General features: G+C 37.6%; 15 protein-coding genes. 13 read left to right on the top strand and 2 right to left on the bottom strand.

Annotated features, from left to right (window positions below; genetic code table 11):
- Positions 1-25: 25 nt before the first annotated feature.
- Positions 26-442 carry a YhfM domain-containing protein gene (locus J5J05_RS04555; RefSeq protein WP_208559478.1) on the top strand — a complete coding sequence of 139 codons (417 nt, stop codon included), beginning with the start codon at positions 26-28 and terminating at the stop codon, positions 440-442.
- A gap of 40 nt (positions 443-482) precedes the next feature.
- Entirely contained in the window at positions 483-908 is a 426-nt protein-coding gene (locus J5J05_RS04550; RefSeq protein ID WP_208559477.1) for a YhfM domain-containing protein, read from the top strand.
- Positions 909-949: 41 nt separating this feature from the next.
- On the opposite strand, the gene mscL is transcribed toward J5J05_RS04550, so the two are convergent.
- Positions 950-1,336 (bottom strand): large conductance mechanosensitive channel protein MscL, encoded by a 387-nt coding sequence (gene mscL / locus J5J05_RS04545; RefSeq protein ID WP_208559513.1) that lies wholly within the window; start codon positions 1,334-1,336, stop codon positions 950-952.
- Between the two features lie 361 nt (positions 1,337-1,697).
- On the opposite strand from mscL, the gene J5J05_RS04540 reads away from it, so the two are divergent.
- From J5J05_RS04540 to J5J05_RS04520, 5 genes are all read left to right on the top strand, one after another.
- Positions 1,698-2,756, top strand: coding sequence for a phosphate/phosphite/phosphonate ABC transporter substrate-binding protein (locus J5J05_RS04540; protein WP_244244610.1), 1,059 nt, complete (start codon positions 1,698-1,700; stop codon positions 2,754-2,756).
- 106 nt (positions 2,757-2,862) lie between these two features.
- Positions 2,863-3,642, top strand: a complete 780-nt coding sequence (gene phnC / locus J5J05_RS04535; protein WP_208559476.1) for a phosphonate ABC transporter ATP-binding protein — start codon at positions 2,863-2,865, stop codon at positions 3,640-3,642.
- Positions 3,643-3,654: 12 nt separating this feature from the next.
- Positions 3,655-4,482 (top strand): phosphonate ABC transporter, permease protein PhnE, encoded by an 828-nt coding sequence (gene phnE / locus J5J05_RS04530; RefSeq protein ID WP_244244609.1) that lies wholly within the window; start codon positions 3,655-3,657, stop codon positions 4,480-4,482.
- A gap of 15 nt (positions 4,483-4,497) precedes the next feature.
- A complete protein-coding gene (gene phnE / locus J5J05_RS04525) occupies positions 4,498-5,310 on the top strand; it encodes a phosphonate ABC transporter, permease protein PhnE (protein WP_208559475.1) in 813 nt (270 codons plus the stop codon).
- A gap of 107 nt (positions 5,311-5,417) precedes the next feature.
- Positions 5,418-6,740: an MATE family efflux transporter gene (locus tag J5J05_RS04520; RefSeq protein WP_208559474.1), complete on the top strand. Its 1,323-nt coding sequence runs from the start codon at positions 5,418-5,420 to the stop codon at positions 6,738-6,740.
- Positions 6,741-6,783: 43 nt separating this feature from the next.
- Here J5J05_RS04520 and J5J05_RS04515 read toward each other — a convergent pair whose 3' ends face one another.
- The gene (locus J5J05_RS04515) at positions 6,784-7,014 is read right to left on the bottom strand and encodes a hypothetical protein (protein WP_208559473.1); all 231 of its coding nucleotides are present in this window, start codon (positions 7,012-7,014) and stop codon (positions 6,784-6,786) included.
- Positions 7,015-7,566: 552 nt separating this feature from the next.
- On the opposite strand from J5J05_RS04515, the gene J5J05_RS04510 reads away from it, so the two are divergent.
- From J5J05_RS04510 to J5J05_RS04485, 6 genes are all read left to right on the top strand, one after another.
- The gene (locus tag J5J05_RS04510) at positions 7,567-8,166 is read left to right on the top strand and encodes a hypothetical protein (RefSeq protein WP_208559472.1); all 600 of its coding nucleotides are present in this window, start codon (positions 7,567-7,569) and stop codon (positions 8,164-8,166) included.
- A 10-nt stretch (positions 8,167-8,176) separates the two neighbouring features.
- On the top strand, positions 8,177-9,658 hold the full coding sequence (locus J5J05_RS04505) for a flotillin family protein (RefSeq protein ID WP_208559471.1): 1,482 nt from the start codon (positions 8,177-8,179) through the stop codon (positions 9,656-9,658).
- A gap of 335 nt (positions 9,659-9,993) precedes the next feature.
- Complete coding sequence (locus tag J5J05_RS04500) at positions 9,994-12,273, top strand: glycosyl hydrolase family 95 catalytic domain-containing protein (RefSeq protein WP_208559470.1); 2,280 nt, start codon at positions 9,994-9,996, stop codon at positions 12,271-12,273.
- Positions 12,257-14,041 carry a sensor histidine kinase gene (locus J5J05_RS04495; protein ID WP_208559469.1) on the top strand — a complete coding sequence of 595 codons (1,785 nt, stop codon included), beginning with the start codon at positions 12,257-12,259 and terminating at the stop codon, positions 14,039-14,041. Before J5J05_RS04500 ends, J5J05_RS04495 begins: the two co-directional genes overlap by 17 nt.
- Positions 14,042-14,058: 17 nt before the next feature.
- Complete coding sequence (locus tag J5J05_RS04490; RefSeq protein WP_208559468.1) at positions 14,059-15,552, top strand: response regulator transcription factor; 1,494 nt, start codon at positions 14,059-14,061, stop codon at positions 15,550-15,552.
- Complete coding sequence (locus J5J05_RS04485; protein WP_208559467.1) at positions 15,549-16,214, top strand: DUF624 domain-containing protein; 666 nt, start codon at positions 15,549-15,551, stop codon at positions 16,212-16,214. Before J5J05_RS04490 ends, J5J05_RS04485 begins: the two co-directional genes overlap by 4 nt.
- Positions 16,215-16,298: the final 84 nt, after the last annotated feature.

Here is a 16,298-nt window from a genome sequence, read left to right as displayed (position 1 = left end):
ATATTTACATACGGAGGATACAGTGATGAACTGTGTAAAATGGCTTTTTTTACCGATACTATTAATGGGATGTAGTAGTAAAGAAGTAGAAGAGGATAAGGTAACTGAATCAGCAGAAACTGTAAGTGAGGTAAAGAGTATTGTCTTATCTGAAACAGATAATGGCGCTCAAACAGTTGATTTTGACTCATCGGATGAAAAAGTTTTAGCAATCATTCAAGATATGCTGAATAATGCAGATAAGACGGATGGGGCAGTCAACATAGTAGATCCAAATTATAAGATGATTGTTGAACGTGAGGCAGATCAAAGAGATACGTATTCTATTTGGTGGGAAGATGACGATTCGGACAATCTTACGCTGATGGATTGGGAAGATACGCATACGATCTATACATTTGAGGGCGAATCCGCACGTCAATTTGAAGAACTAATAAAATAAAAGCAAGTAATCAAAGTTTCATTGAGAAGGATATGGTAAATTGAAATATTGGACGTTATTGGTAGCGGGATTTTTATTGGCAGGCTGTACAAAGGTAGACTCTTCAGAAGGTGATGAAGACACTGTTCTAGTCGATGACAACTTGAGTGACTTTAATATGTCTACAGCAGAAGGATTTGGTGGAATCAATGAAGATTTCTTTTTAGAAATTGAAAGAGAACCTGGAATTGAAATAGCCAGCGAGATTCTTTTATCTGCAGAAAGAAGAGAAGGTGTAGTAGATATTGAAGCGCCAGATTATCATATCCTAGCAGTACAAAAGAATGGCGTGGAACGAGAATTGTACGCTTGGTGGGACGAAACGGATCCAGAAGAACTTTTATTGATGAACAGTAAAGATACGAATACAGTTTTTACTGTAGATGAGTCATCAGCACTTCAGTTTGAGAAACTCTTTAAATATTAAAAACAGCCCTCTAACTTTAGCTAGAGGACTGCTATCTACTTCTATTCTACATCTTTTTTAGCTAATAAATCTCTGATTTCTTCCAAATAATCTTCTACAGTCGGTGCCTCAACAGGTGTTTCTTCTGGTTCCGGCTTGTTTTTGCGTGTCAAAGTGTTGATGAATTTGATTATGAAGAAGAGAACGAGTGCAATCAAGAAGAAATTAAGTACGGCTTGTAAGAATTCTCCATATTTTAATGTAGCTGTTCCAATCTTGATAGATAAGTCTTCAATCTTGGCTTCTCCGGTTAACGCGACAATAATGGGGGTGAGAATAAACTCAACAAGGGAACTAACAATTGCAGTAAAAGCAGATCCCATTACTAAACCGATGGCAAGATCTAATACATTTCCTCTAGCAATAAATTCTTTAAATTCTTTGATCATAAAAATAAAGGGTCCTTTCTTTTTCAAAAATGAATATTTCCTTTTTTAATATTACTGAAGCCAGAAATAATTTGCAAATCACAGTGATTCCCTTTTACGTAATCTTTACACAAATTTGATAGATGATGATCGGAAATAACCGTTATACTTAATACATAGGAAAAAGACAATAAACAAATTACTGTAGTTTGTCATAACCCGAAGTGTTAATGTTCGTCTTTTGACATTAAAAAAATCTGATTATGTCGCAAAATAGAGTAGACTTTTGTATTATCGAATGTTACTATTCTAAATGGAAATGAAATATTCAGATTCAAACAATCTATAAAGATGTACTTAGTTAAAATTAGGAGGAAGAATTTTGTCTAATAAATGGTTAAAAGGTTTAGGAATCACTTTTGCATCAACGCTTGTACTAGCAGCATGTGGTAACGGAAGCGACGATTCAGCTTCACCAGAAACAAATGAAGACGGTAACGTAGCGATTGAAGAATTATCTGTTCAATTCGTTCCTTCACGTGACCCAGAAGAAATCGTAGCAGCAACAAAACCACTTGAAAATATCTTGAAAGACGAGTTAGCAGAACAAGGCTTCGATGTTGAACAAGTAAAAATCGATGTCGGTACTGACTATGAAGCGGTTGGAGAAGCAATGTCTGCAGGTTCTGTAGATGTCGGATTCTTACCAGGCGGAACATATGTCCTTTATGACGATGGCGCAGACGTTATTTTAACATCAACACGTGCTGGTCTAACAAATGATTCTGAAGATCCTGCTGAATGGAATGCAAATAAACCAACTGAACCAACGGACGAACAAGTAACTTACTACCGTTCGATTTTAGTTGCGGGACCATCTGAAAAAGGTCGCGAACTAGCAGACAAAGTAAATAATGGTGAAGAATTGACTTGGGAAGACCTAGATTCGGCTTCTTGGAGTGTAATGAGTTCTTCTTCTTCAGCTGGTTACATCTATCCGACAATCTGGATGCAAGAAAATTATGATAAATCTCTATCTGATTTAAGCCAAGTTTCTCAAGCAGATTCTTACGGAACTTCTGTCTCTCGTTTAGCAACTGAACAAGCGGATGTTGCAGTAATGTACGCTGATGCTCGTCGTGATTATACTGAAGATTGGGAAGGTACTTTCGGCGGAGAAGATACGATTTGGGATTCGACTGATGTTATTGGTGTAACGCCTGGTATCTACAATGATACAATCAGTGTTAGCAAAAATTCTGATATCATGACTGACGATTTGAAAGCAGCTTTACAAGAATCGTTTATCAATATTGCTGGAACAGATGAAGGAAAAGAAATCATCGCTATCTACTCTCACGAAGGCTACGAAAAATCTGAAAGTTCAGATTATGACGTTGAACGTGAAGCGCAAGAAATTCTTAGAAACTTAACAAACTAATTTAACCAACCAAACAAACTTAATACTCAACAACAAAAGATCAAGCTAGGAGACTCTCTCTCCTGGCTTTCTTTTTGAGTATGTCTTAGAAAGGACAACGTGAATTATGATTGAATTTATTAATGTAAATAAAACCTATCCAAATGGGGTTACTGCATTAAGTAACGTGAATCTGGAAATTGAACAAGGTGAATTTGTCGCAATTATTGGTTTGTCAGGAGCTGGTAAATCTACCTTGATCCGTTGTATCAATCGTATGCATGAGATCAATGAAGGAACACTGAACGTAGATGGTGTCAATGTCAGTCAGTTAAAAGGAAAGCAAGTAAGAGCTTTTCGTCGCAAAATCGGCATGATCTTCCAATCGTTCAACCTTGTAACGAGAACGACTGTATTGAACAATGTACTTGTTTCATCTGTACCCGAACTTTCTTTTTGGAGAAAGACTTTAGGCTTATTCCCTAAAGATAAAAAAGTGGCAGCACTTGAGGCATTGGATAAAGTAGGCATTTTAGATAAAGCCTACAACCGTGTAGACCAATTGTCTGGTGGACAGCAACAACGTGTTGCCTTAGCGCGTACACTGGCACAAAATCCTTCGATTATCCTAGCAGATGAGCCTGTAGCTTCTCTTGATCCGGTAACGGCTAAAGTTGTAATGGATGATTTCAAACGTATCAATCAAGAAATGGATATGTCGATTCTGATCAATATTCACCATGTTGAACTAGCGTTAGAATATGCAGACCGTGTAATTGGCGTGCGTAAAGGAGAAATCGTCTACGACGGTAAGTCAGAAGACGTAACACAAGATGTGTTGAATAATATTTACGGTAGTATAACGGAAGTCCCACATATGGATGATCCTGAAGAAGCAGAAGTGTAAGGAGGGAAGACATTGGAAGAGACATTTTACGACAAGATTTTCAAACCGAAAACTTACACATTAGAAAATGGTAAAACGGTGAAGCAAAGAGCTTCTAGAACACCGATCGTTCTTTTACTTGTACTTGTTGCGACTTATGCTTCGTTTAGAACAACAGGTGCCGATCTATCTTTATTACTTTCACGTGGACACCAGTTTTTTGTTATTATTATCGGCATGATCCCACCAAACTTCAAATTTATTTCAAGCATTTGGGGACCGCTGTTTGATACGATTCAGATGTCTTTATTAGGTTCCTTAGCAGGTGCATTAGTAGCTATACCATTAGCGTTATTATCTTCGAGCAATATTATTAAAAATGTATTCGTGAACGGATTCTTCAAATTCTTTTTAAGTATTTTGAGAACTCTTCCTACATTAGTGCTAGCGTTGATTTTCACGTTCTTATTCGGACTTGGAACGATGGCAGGGATGTTATCGATCTTTGTTTTTACAGCTTCTTATGTTGGGAAATTAATGTATGAGCACATTGAAAATGTGGATATGGGTGCTTTTGAAGCACATGAGTCTATGGGATTGACTAAAGTAGAGGCGTTCAGATATGCCATTATACCAGAAGTTTTACCCACATATCTTTCTGTATCTTTATATGCATTCGAAGGTAATGTAAGATATGCAGCTATTTTAGGTTATGTTGGTGCTGGTGGGATAGGATTAGTTCTAAACGAACGTTTAGGATGGAGAGATTATCCAAGTGTCGGAATGGTCTTGCTTGTGTTGATGATCGTAGTGTTCATCATTGAACGAGTCAGTGAATATTTCAGACGCCAATTATCATAGAGAGGAAGAGTATACATGAATGAAGCAGTAAAACTGCAATATAATAAAGCACCAAACCGTAAAATGTACTTCGCTGTCTTAACAACGATCATACTAGCTCTTCTGATCTGGTCATTTTTAGGTGTAGATATCACTGGCTTTGATGAAAAAGGAACAGGTCTAGCACGTAATATCGTATCCGGAATTTTAACGCCTGATTTGGAATTCTTATTTGATTTTTCTAGCCAAGGTGTACCGTACCTACTTTATGAAACAATTGCTATTGCATTGTTAGGAACGGTTTTTGGTTCAATACTTGCGATTCCGATTTCTTTCTTAATGGCACCGAGTGTTGTAAAACCACCCGTTGCATACATCACAAGACTTTTTGTTATCTTCATTCGTACGATTCCATCATTGGTCTACGGAATCATGTTTATCCGTGTAACAGGTCCAGGGGCTTATGCAGGGGTATTGACGATGTCCATCACATCGATTGGTATGATTTCTAGATTGTATGTAGATGTTATTGAAAACTTAGATCGCGGAATATTAGAAGCGATGACTTCAATGGGTTGTACGACGTATCAAAAGATTCGTTATGGCATTTTACCGCAATTATTTTCAAGTTTCTTATCAACAACGATTTATCGTTTCGATATGAACTTGCGTGATGCGACAATCTTAGGATTAGTTGGAGCCGGTGGTATCGGTGCACCACTGATCTTCGCAATGAGATCTTATCGCTGGAATGAAGTTGGCTCTATTTTAATCGGGTTAGTCGTCTTGATTCTATTGGTAGAACTCTTCTCAAATAAATTAAGATCTAGATTAGTTAGCGGAACATAATAAAATATCGTATACTTGGGAAGTTGCATCTTGAAAAAGGTGCAGCTTTTTATTATAAGTAGAAAGCATGGGTCTTTATGAATAAGACCGAAATGCGGAGGGTTTAAATGAATACCAATAAATTGTTTTTTAAGTATGTGAGTTTGAATGTTTTAGGGATGATCGGCATATCCTTATATATTTTAGCGGATACCTTTTTTATCGCGCAAGCGCTAGGATCTAACGGGATTGCTTCGTTAAACTTGAGTATTCCAGCGTACGGAGTGATTCACGGTATTGGCTTAATGCTGGGTCTCGGAGGCGCTTCGCGCTTTAGTATATTGAATGCGCAACAAAAGATAAAAGAAGCAAGAAGTGTTTATACGCAGTCGCTATTATTTGGGTTGATTGTCGGGGTACTTTTTTCGATTATTGGTTTAGTAGGTGCAGATACTATTGCACGCATGCTCGGTGCGAATAATGAAACTTTTGCCAATACCTCGATTTACTTGAGAACACTGCTCTTCTTCTCTCCATTCTTTATTATCAATAATGCGATGCAGTCTTTTATCAGAAACGATGGGGATCCGTCGTTAGCCATGTACGGTATGTTGATTGGGAGTCTTTTGAATATTGTATTGGATTATATTTTTATCTTTCCATTAAATATGGGAATGTTTGGGGCAGCATTAGCGACGAGCATTGCACCTATCAGTAGCTTAGCTATTTTGAGCATTCATTTTAGACGACCTGCGAATCAGTTGAAGTTTGTGTTTCAAGGTATACAGCTAAAAGTAATACAAGACATCTGTTATTTGGGTGCTGCCGGATTTATCAACGAAATAGCGGCAGCAATCGTTATGTTCTCATTCAATACAATCATCTTCAATCTCGAAGGTAATCTAGGGTTAGCAGCGTATGGGATTGTTGCAAATATCTCCTTTGTTGTATTGTCTTTGTTTACTGGAGTCGCACAAGGTGCACAGCCGCTTCTAAGCGATAGTTATGGACTGAAAGATCTTAGTAAGATGAAACATGTCCTCACATTAGCGATAGCCACAGCGCTCTCTATTAGTACACTGATTTACGCATCAACATTTGTATTTAGAGAAGGTATTGTGTTTGCTTTTAATAGTGATCAAAATCCTCATGTTAAAGAAATGGCGATCATCGGTCTGTTGGTTTACTTTATCGGTTTCTTTTTTGCGGGTGCCAATACGATTTTGACGACTTATTTTAGTGCAACTGATCAACCGAGACTAGCTTTATTCTTTTCCCTTCTTAGAGGGGGATTCATCATTATACCCGTTGTTTTATTGCTGAGTTATTTATATGGTATGACGGGTGTCTGGTCTTCTTACGTCGTAGCAGAAGCTGTCGTAGTTTGTTGGATCATGGTTAAGATGAACCCAAATAAGCGAATTCGACAGAAGAAAGTTTCAAAAAAATAAAGAAATAGGGTATCGTCTTTTGACGATACCCTATTTTGATTGACTATCTAAAAAAAGCAACGAGGTATGGATATAAGCCCATCGCTAAAACAATTAGCGCAAAAGTATAGTAGACCGTGTTCACTATGATCCGTAAGTGTAAAATTTGTTCAGATTTTAAAGCATCACTCTTTTCTAAAATCTTAATCAAACTTCTTTTAATGATGTAACCAGATACGATCAAAAGAGCGTAGAATAAATTGGTTAGCAAAGTGATGATTCTAATCATTTGCATATAGGGATAACCTCCTTTGTCAACTTGATTTAGGCGGAAAAGGATACCTGTTCACACTAACAGAAATGTTAACGTATTCAAAATAGGACTGTTGAGTAAATTAGGTAGGATGCCTTAAGCTAACTGTTCTTGTTGGTAAACTTTTTGAAATATGAATGAAATGTTTTGTAACATTCTATAGGCTTTTTTCTATCTTCATGGTACGATATGCTTGTTCATTTACTATTCGGTTGTCTTGGTGAAAAAGCATCAATTTCAAGCGGTTTTTTCAAAATAGGCGTATAAAGTAGATGGATATAGGGTATAATAGTGCTAATCTTGTACTTATTTAACAAAATAGTATCATTGAATAACTGGTGATTGCTCAACGAACAACCACTTTTTTCTGCTTTTGATCGAAAGGTTGGTATACATATCGAGTTAGAAAAAACCACCTTACGAATCAGGCTAGTGTAAGAAGCATAAAATGAATTGTTCTTGTAAGGAAAAATAGTGATTGTATTTTGTGAAAAAAAGTATGGGATAAAAAATAGAGAGGAGGATGCATACCATTTGATTGAAACAATTCTATCCAACCAAACATATATGCAAATTGCTTTTGTCACGTTCTTGATTCTAGCGTTACTTATGTTGCCTTTGAGAGATATTTTAACGATTGGTTTTTTTGATATCAGTGATTTATTTGTCAGTATCATGATAGCAGTCTTCATCGGATACATCATTAATGATCGTTTGCCAGAAAATGATTCTATTTCTGTTGGGCTATTCACATTTTTATTCATCACTGTGGTCATTGGCGTAGTCTTACTTAACATATTCGTGATTATCCCTTTCCGAAGCCGTTCGGAAAACTCAAGTGCTACGTCGATTCATCAACTAGAAGGTAAAGAAGGAACCGTGTCCATTTCGATCACGGCGGATGGTGTGGGAGAAGTACTGATGTACACCGGTTTTACCAAAATCAATAGAATGGCGAAGATTTACGAAAACAGTAGTGAGCCCGTGACCTTTATTGAACAGGGTACAAATATTTTAGTCATGGATGTGAAAGATTCAATGCTTTATGTTTTACCGTATACCAATGCTATTCAAGCAGCAAAAGAGCAACAACCAACATGGAATCCAAATACAAAAAATAGAAAACGAAAGTAGGAACTTCTTCATGGATACACGACTTTTTGGACTTATCGGCATTGTTGCCATCGCATTATTGATTATTATTTTACTCGTTAGTCGCTACCGCATTGCCTCACCGGATATTGCGTTGATTATCAGTGGTACGGCACTTGGAAATAAAAATGTCTACACAGATCCCAATACAAATAATAAAATGAAGATTGTTAGTGGGGGCGGCTCGTTCGTCCTACCGGTTATTCAATCTGCTAGAACATTATCGCTATTATCTTCCAAACTAAAAGTGAGTACACCTGATGTTTATACAAAAGAAGGGGTACCTGTTACTGCAGACGGGACTGTTATCATCAAAGTTGGTTCAACAACTGAAGATATCGCTACCGCTGCTGAACAGTATCTTGGTAAAGCAACAGAAGATCTAGAAAATGAAGCACGTGAAGTTTTAGAAGGTCACTTGCGTTCAATCTTGGGTTCACTGACGGTTGAAGAGATTTATCAAAACCGAGATCGCTTCAGTCAAGATGTACAGAAAGTCGCTTCAGTCGATTTAGCAAAAATGGGCTTAACGATTGTTTCGTTTACCTTGAAAGAAGTAACCGATAAAAACGGTTATCTTGATTCACTTGGTCAAGGACGTATCGCTGAAGTAAGACGTGATGCGGATATCCAGTCTGCTAGAGCGGACAAAGAAACACGTATTGAACGTGCCTTAGCTGAGCAACAATCGAAAAAGGCAGAATTACAACGTCAAACAGAAACAGCTGAATCTGAAAAAGATAAAAGCTTACGTATTGCTGAATTCAAACGCCAAGAGAATGTTGCGACAGCGCAAGCTGAAAGTGCATATGAATTAGAAAAAGCTAAGCTAAGAAAACAAGTAATTATTGAACAAGGGAATGCTCAGATTATCGAACGTGAGAAACAAATTGAATTACAAGAAAAAGAAACAATCAAGAAAGAACGTGAATATGACGCTTCTGTTCGTAAAAAAGCTGATGCTGAGCGTTATGCTATCGAACAAGAGTCTGAAGCGAATAAATCAAAAGCCATCGCTGAATCTGAAGCGCGTGCTAAAGAAATTGAATTGAACGGTAAGGCAAAAGCAGAAAGTATCCGTGAAGTCGGTAAAGCCGAAGCTGAAAGTAAAACAGCTCTTGCGAAAGCTTTGAAAGAATACGGACAAGAAGCCATCGCTACATTGATGATCGAAGCGTATCCTGAAATGATCCGTGCCGCATCTGAACCGTTAGGAAATATTGATAAAATTACTATCGTGGACAGTGGTAATGGAAAAGGTGCGTCATCATTGACCAATACGGCATTGAACACACTAGCATCATCACAAGAGGCTTTTAAAGATGCTGTTGGACTAGACCTAACAGGTTTGATTGAATCATATGCAGGAACAAAAAATGTTGGTGGACAAGTAAGAGAATTAAATCAGACTTTAAAAAATTCAACACAAACGGAGACAATGCCATCTGAAGATACACAATCAGCGACAGAATAATTTAATTGAGCAAAAAGGCTAGGACTCTTGTCCTAGCCTTTTTACGATTATATGAAGTACATTTAAAATGAATAAATGCTATTTTTAGAGACACTTTATATCATTAGGATGAAAATCGGATAGAGTTAAAATAGAAATAGTATAAGCTTTTTTTTAAAAATATAAACAATGGGTATAGTACATATTTAACAAATCACTTGCTGTAATTTTGGAGAATTTTTAGTACAATTTGAATCTCTTTAGATCAGAGGTATAATAAAATTAGCTATATAGACCAGAAATAGTATGCTATAATGCGATGGAAATTAAGCGGTTACAAAAAAGGAGCGGTTAGATTGACTGATTTTCCAAATAAAGGTGTATGGAGTACGAAGCCAGCTGAGAAATGGGAAGAAGGCTATATTGTTGGGAATGGGGCATTAGGTGGTATATTATATGGTGCGCCACATACGTTCAAACTTGTAGCAAACCATCACACCTTATTTTTAAAACAACATAAAATGAATGAGATTCCGAATTTATCTACACATCTTGATTCTCTTAGAGAAACCATTGAAATGGATGGGTATCAAAAAGGCGTAGAATATTTTGAACAAAAGGCATTAGAAAAAGGCTATCAAGGTTTGACGATGAGTGACCCTTATCATCCAGGCAGTGAAATAGAATTCCAAATCAATGAGAATCAGGAAAGCATTACGGAATATAATAGGCAACTCAATTATGAGAACGCTACCGTAACTGAGCAGTTCACAACCGCTTCCGGAAAATTATTTACCAAAACACTATTTTGTTCCAAAGAACAAGAGGCTCTTTATTTTAAACTCACATCAAATCAACCATTCGATCTTTCTTTCTCTTTAACAGACTTTCAACATCCAGAACTTCAGCAAGAAGTGATTCAAATGACTGATCACCGACTTGTACAAAAGGCTTCGTACACAGATCAATCTGGTTATGTATCAAGCGTAGACTGGATCGTTAGAGAAGGGGAAGTAACAATTGAAAAAGATTGGATAACGGTCACGCAGACGAACGAAATTTCTCTTGCTTTGTCGATTCAGCCAGAAGCCGTGACCAATCCAATCGAAAGCATTGAACAAATTCAACAAGCTCATATCCAAGAGTTTCAATCAACTTACAATCAAGTCTCTTTGAGACTGGTTGATGCAGAAGAACGTAGTCGGTCTTTAGATGATATTGTCGAAGAGATGCGTACAACAGAAATGGTGCCATTGGTGCTATATGAGAAGCTCTATGACGCGAGTCGGTATGTGATTCAATCGATGGCTGGAGAGGCGTTACCGAACTTGCAAGGGATTTGGGGTGGAGATTTTTCGCCTGCGTGGAGTGGTGACTACACTTTGGACACGAATGTTCAGCTTGCGATTGCTTCTTTAGCCAGTCTTGGCTTATTTGAGCAGTTTGACGGTTTATTCAATCGAATGGCAGAATATCATGAGGACTTCAGAGAAAATGCTGCTTGCTATTATGGCTGTCGTGGGTATTTGATGCCAGTTCATGCTAGTACACGTGCACTTCATGTTCATTGGAATAGCGAATGGCCGATGGTTTTATGGACAGCAGGAGCCGGTTGGATGAGTCACTTTTACGATGAATACTTTACGTATACACAAGATAAAGGATTCCTGAAAGAGAAGGCGATTCCTTTTTACGAAGAGACGCTTTTGTTTTATGAAGATTTCTTAACGATCAAAGCAGGTAAAGTCCACTTGCGGCCAAGTTATTCTGCTGAAAACGGAATGGGCGACACGGCGACGATGGATATTGCTGTTATCAAAGAAACTATCTGGAATCTGCAGAAAGCTTATCATTTGTTGGGTGAACCCGTACCTGAGAAATATGAAACTTTACTAGCGCAGCTACCAGATTACATGATTGATTCGGAGGGTATTTTAAAAGAATGGATCGATGAAACAAAAGCAGAAAACTTCAACCACCGTCACTTTTCCAATTTATATCCTGTCTTTCAGAGTAAAGAAATCGATCAAAAATCGCCTGCATTATGGGCGGCAGCGAATAAAGCCTTTGATAAGAGAATTGAGGCTTGGTTATTGAGTGAAGATGGGGATACAAGTTCTTCGCACGGTAGGATCCATGCAGCGATGTGCGGAATCGCTTTGGAAAGATCCAAGGAAGTAGAAGCCGCTTTGCGAGAACTCGTGATCAATGAATCCTTTTTCCCTTCACTCGCAACAGCACATTACAATCAAGCGCATGTATTTAATGTAGATGCGAACGGATCATTTCCTAAAGTTCTGCATGATGCCTTGATTTATTCTGAGGCAGACGGCTTGTTGACTTTATTCAAAGCTACACCGACATGGTTAAACAAGGGAGCTTTGAGTGGTATTCGATTACCCAAAGGCGTGGTAGTAAAAGCCTTTGAATGGGATTTAACACAGACAGAGAAAAGCTGTCGCTTGACCTTGCAGTCGGATAGAGACCTGACAGTGTCGATTCAACTTCAACCCCAATACACGTTGCTAGGGTCTGATAAAGATACGATTCAACTTATACTGACAGGTCAAAAAGCGCAAACGATAGATTTACCGTTTACCATGCTAGAGGATGTGCCAGATGGAGAAAACAGCTAAGAAAAAACGCTATATTTCAATTAAACAAAAATTGCTCGGTACTTATTTCGTGATGTTGATCATTCCGATTTTACTCGTCGGTATTTATCTGACAACGAGTATCCGAACCAATCTGATCAATAATAAAATGGCAGAAATCGAAAACAACAATGAACGTATTCAGACTGATTATGCAGCGCTTTTGTCGTCGGTAACCAATGTCTCCGACTGGATCTATCAAGATGGAGACTTGGCTGATCTTGTGACGAAACAATACGAAGCCCCTTTTGAGGTTTACCAAGCTTATCAGAATTATCAAATGTTTGAAGATTACTTACGGTATTATGATGAAATTGAGCATATTCGTTTTTATGTGGATAACGATACACTGACGAGTACAACAGGTATCTATAACGCAGATGAAACGATCAAAAGTGAGTCGTGGTACCAAAATAGTGTCAGTGGAAATGGTGGCATTGAGTGGCTTGTTTTGGAAGATACGATCTCAAAAGAACAACATTTGAATTTGGTTCGTTCTGTTTATCGAAACTATGAACTAGTCGGCGTCTTGACAATCGCCGTAAACGATAATATGGTCAAAAGTCTATTAGCTGATTCAGCCAGTACCGTTTTTATCACGCTGAACAATCAAACACCCCTGTACAGCTATCCCGAATACGAGAATATATTGGATACGTATAACCAATACAGACCTGTTTTGGCAGCTGTTGAGGACACTGAAGGTAATTATGAAGCCCTAGATTCACAGCGATACGACCGAGAATTCACCTTAAATATCCGGGATGTTGAAATTCCTAAAACCTTAGATTCTCAAATGCAGATCGTCGGCGTCGTACCTACAGATACAATCTTACGCGATGTGAATAAGGATCTGCGACTAGCTTATATGATCATTGTAGCGGCTTTGAGCATCAGTATACTATTGCTGAGCATTTTTATCCGAACCTTTAACAAGCGCATCATCAAATTGAAAGATGCCATGACAACTGTAGCAGCGGGACGTTTCACCATACCGCCTTCCATCAATGGAAATGATGAGTTATCGGAGGTATATAAGCATCTCGTCAAGACAACGAGAAGTATTGAAGCTTTGATGGCATTGAACGCTGAACATATTGTGAACGAAAAAGATTGGGAGTTACAAGTAAAAGATGCACAATTCAAAATGCTGGCAAGTCAGATCAATCCGCATTTTCTGTATAACACACTTGAGATGATCCGTATGAAAGCTTTGCGTAATCAAGATCGCGAAGTGGCTGAAATCGTCATGATTCTTAGTAAGCTCATGCGGAAGTCGTTAGAAAGAAAACAGAAAGAAACAACATTGAGTGAAGAATTGACTTTTACCGATCTGTATTTGCAGATTCAAAAATTACGATTTGGAGAACATATCGATTATGAGATCGAGAACACTGCAACATATGACTATACGATCGTACCCCTGATTATTCAGCCGCTAGTAGAAAATTCCTTTATTCATGGTATTGAACCCAAGATTGATAAAGGGCATATCAAAATCCAAGTAGCAGAAGTGGATGACTACCTTGAGATAACGGTGAAGGACAATGGCATCGGTATGAAGACAGAACAGTTGAATCAGATCCGAGCGTTACTGGCATCTAATGGAGACAGCAGTCACCTGGGTGTTTACAATGTTCATCAACGGATTCGCTTTACCTACGGACCAACATCAGGGCTATCCATTGACAGTATAGAAGGAGAAGGCACAACAGCGAAAATTAGATTACCTTTACCAGAGAAACCTTAATCAACAGGAGGAATAATATGTACACGGTAGTTTTAGTGGACGATGAACCGATTGTAAGAGAAGGCATGGCGTATATTATCGACTGGAAAAAAGAAGGCTTTCAAATTGTCGAATCTGTGGATAATGGCATAGAAGGATTAGAGGCCATAGAAAAGAAACAGCCAGATCTTGTGATCACAGATATTCGTATGCCAGGATTAAATGGCTTAGAAATGGTCGAGGCAGCCAAAAAGCGTCAATTAGATGCAAAGTTTATTGTATTATCAGGCTATTCAGATTTTGAATATGCACAAAAGTCTGTTTCTCTAGGAGCGCTTCATTATTTACTCAAGCCAATTGATGAAGAACAGCTTGTCGTTATTTTGAGAAAAATCAAAGCACAACTTGATGAAGAACAGGTGAAAAAGAAAGAGCGTACGCATATAGAGAAGCATTTATTCGCCAATCAATTATTTTCCTATATCATGTACCGGGAAAAAATGTTCGATTTGAGTCGTTTAACACAGTACCGAAGCTTTCGATTGATGAAAATGTCTAGTAAAGAAAAGCGTATCGATTTACAATTATTATTGGATTTTGAGAAAACGTTGGTTGGTGAGGAACATTTTTATACCTACACGGATGGCCGAACGATTCTCTTATTGATTTGTAACGAAGAACAGCAAGCATTCGAGCATGTTGTCCAATGCTTCAGTGAAGTAGAACATGTTCAAATAAAAATAAGCTCAGTAACAGAAAAGTATGAAGGACTCCCTGTTCTTTACGATGAAATTAGAGAACTGGATAATTTATCTTATATTTTTCCAAATGAGCAGATTCTACTCAGTTCTCTTTTGAAGACAAAAGCAGCGTATCCGTTATCGGTCAATGAGTTACTGAAAAAGTTGAAGAAGGCCATCAAGGATAACAATAAAGAGCAAATTGAATGTGTCTTGGATGACTACGTTTCTTTCTTTCAGCATTCCAATAAAACGGTTGAAGAAGTCAAAAGGGACTGGTCTTATGTTTTTATTGAATGTGTAGAATTTCTAGAAGAGAGTATGCATAAACCAGTCAAAGAAATCGAAAAGGACAAGATTTTATCGGTTATCTGGAAAGAATCGTCGATTGAACAGACCGCTGACTTTTTGGAATTTACCTTTTATGATTTTGGACGTTTCTTCTATGAAGCTTTTGAAAAGCAAGATATCGTAGAAGAAATCAAACGCTATACCATGAAAAATTATCACTTGAATTTAAATTTAAAAGAATTGGCGCATCACTTTAACTATAGTCAGTCGTATTTAGGTAAGAAATTCAAAGCAGATATGAAAGTCAGTTACCATGACTACTTGGATACGATTCGACTGAATAAAGCCAAACAATTTCTTGAAGAAGGATCGCTCTATGTGTACGAGATTGCCAAGATGGTAGGTTACGCAAACTACGACTACTTCCACAAAAAATTCAAGAAGCAATTTGGAGTTAGTCCAAAGGGCTACCAGAAGCATCAGCAGGAGGCGATGGAATGAAAGAGAGAAATTCTACAGATACGATTTTTTATAAAGCAACCCAATATATCTATTACTTCTTATTAACGAATACTTATTTTCTAGTGAGTAACGTATTGATTTTATCGGCACTGATTTTTCTGCCACTAAGTATTTCCAATTTACTTATCTATGGTGTAGCACTCATCCCAACAGGTGCTAGTATGACTGCCCTATTTTATGTGATGGGTAAACTCTATAGAGAAAAGACGATTCAGCCTACAAAAGAGTATTGGCGAGCCTATCTAAGCAATTTTAAAGAAAGTACGAAATATTGGGCACTTATTATTTTAGTGCTCGTTATCTTGAGCGTAGACATTTTATATGTGTTGGAACGCGGATGGCTTTTTTTGACGATCATCAGCTTGATTGCATTAGCAATTTTGACCGTTACCATTATTTATGCATTTTCTATTTTAGCCCGTTTTGAAGTCACGACAAAAAATCTTGTGATTTTTTCTATCTTACTACTGTTTAGAAATAAACTAAATTCTCTGTCGCTACTGTTCCTACTAGTAGCTTTTATGGTGATTTTCTATGGATTCGCTGGCTATGCACTGTTATTTATTTTTTCGGTCTCTGGGTATTATTTCATGCGGAGCAACCACAAAATACTAGAAAAATTAATGCTAGATTTTCAATGAACTTAATCAATTATCCCAAAAAAATGGCTACTTTTTTATAAAGTGTCCATTTTTTACTATGTTGAGGGCAGAATAACACTGTAG

Source organism: Marinilactibacillus kalidii (assembly GCF_017599325.1).
GTDB lineage: Bacteria > Bacillota > Bacilli > Lactobacillales > Carnobacteriaceae_A > Marinilactibacillus > Marinilactibacillus kalidii.
Note: the sequence above shows the minus strand (reverse complement) of the source record. Positions and strands in the feature narration are given on the sequence as shown.

Coding starts and splice junctions, on each gene's coding strand:
- J5J05_RS04515 (WP_208559473.1), bottom strand. CDS start 7,014: ATGCAAATGATTAGAATCATCACTTTGCTAACCAATTTATTCTACGCT.
- J5J05_RS04555 (WP_208559478.1), top strand. CDS start 26: ATGAACTGTGTAAAATGGCTTTTTTTACCGATACTATTAATGGGATGT.
- mscL (WP_208559513.1), bottom strand. CDS start 1,336: ATGATCAAAGAATTTAAAGAATTTATTGCTAGAGGAAATGTATTAGAT.
- J5J05_RS04505 (WP_208559471.1), top strand. CDS start 8,177: ATGGATACACGACTTTTTGGACTTATCGGCATTGTTGCCATCGCATTA.
- J5J05_RS04495 (WP_208559469.1), top strand. CDS start 12,257: ATGGAGAAAACAGCTAAGAAAAAACGCTATATTTCAATTAAACAAAAA.
- phnC (WP_208559476.1), top strand. CDS start 2,863: ATGATTGAATTTATTAATGTAAATAAAACCTATCCAAATGGGGTTACT.
- J5J05_RS04485 (WP_208559467.1), top strand. CDS start 15,549: ATGAAAGAGAGAAATTCTACAGATACGATTTTTTATAAAGCAACCCAA.
- J5J05_RS04520 (WP_208559474.1), top strand. CDS start 5,418: ATGAATACCAATAAATTGTTTTTTAAGTATGTGAGTTTGAATGTTTTA.
- J5J05_RS04490 (WP_208559468.1), top strand. CDS start 14,059: ATGTACACGGTAGTTTTAGTGGACGATGAACCGATTGTAAGAGAAGGC.
- phnE (WP_208559475.1), top strand. CDS start 4,498: ATGAATGAAGCAGTAAAACTGCAATATAATAAAGCACCAAACCGTAAA.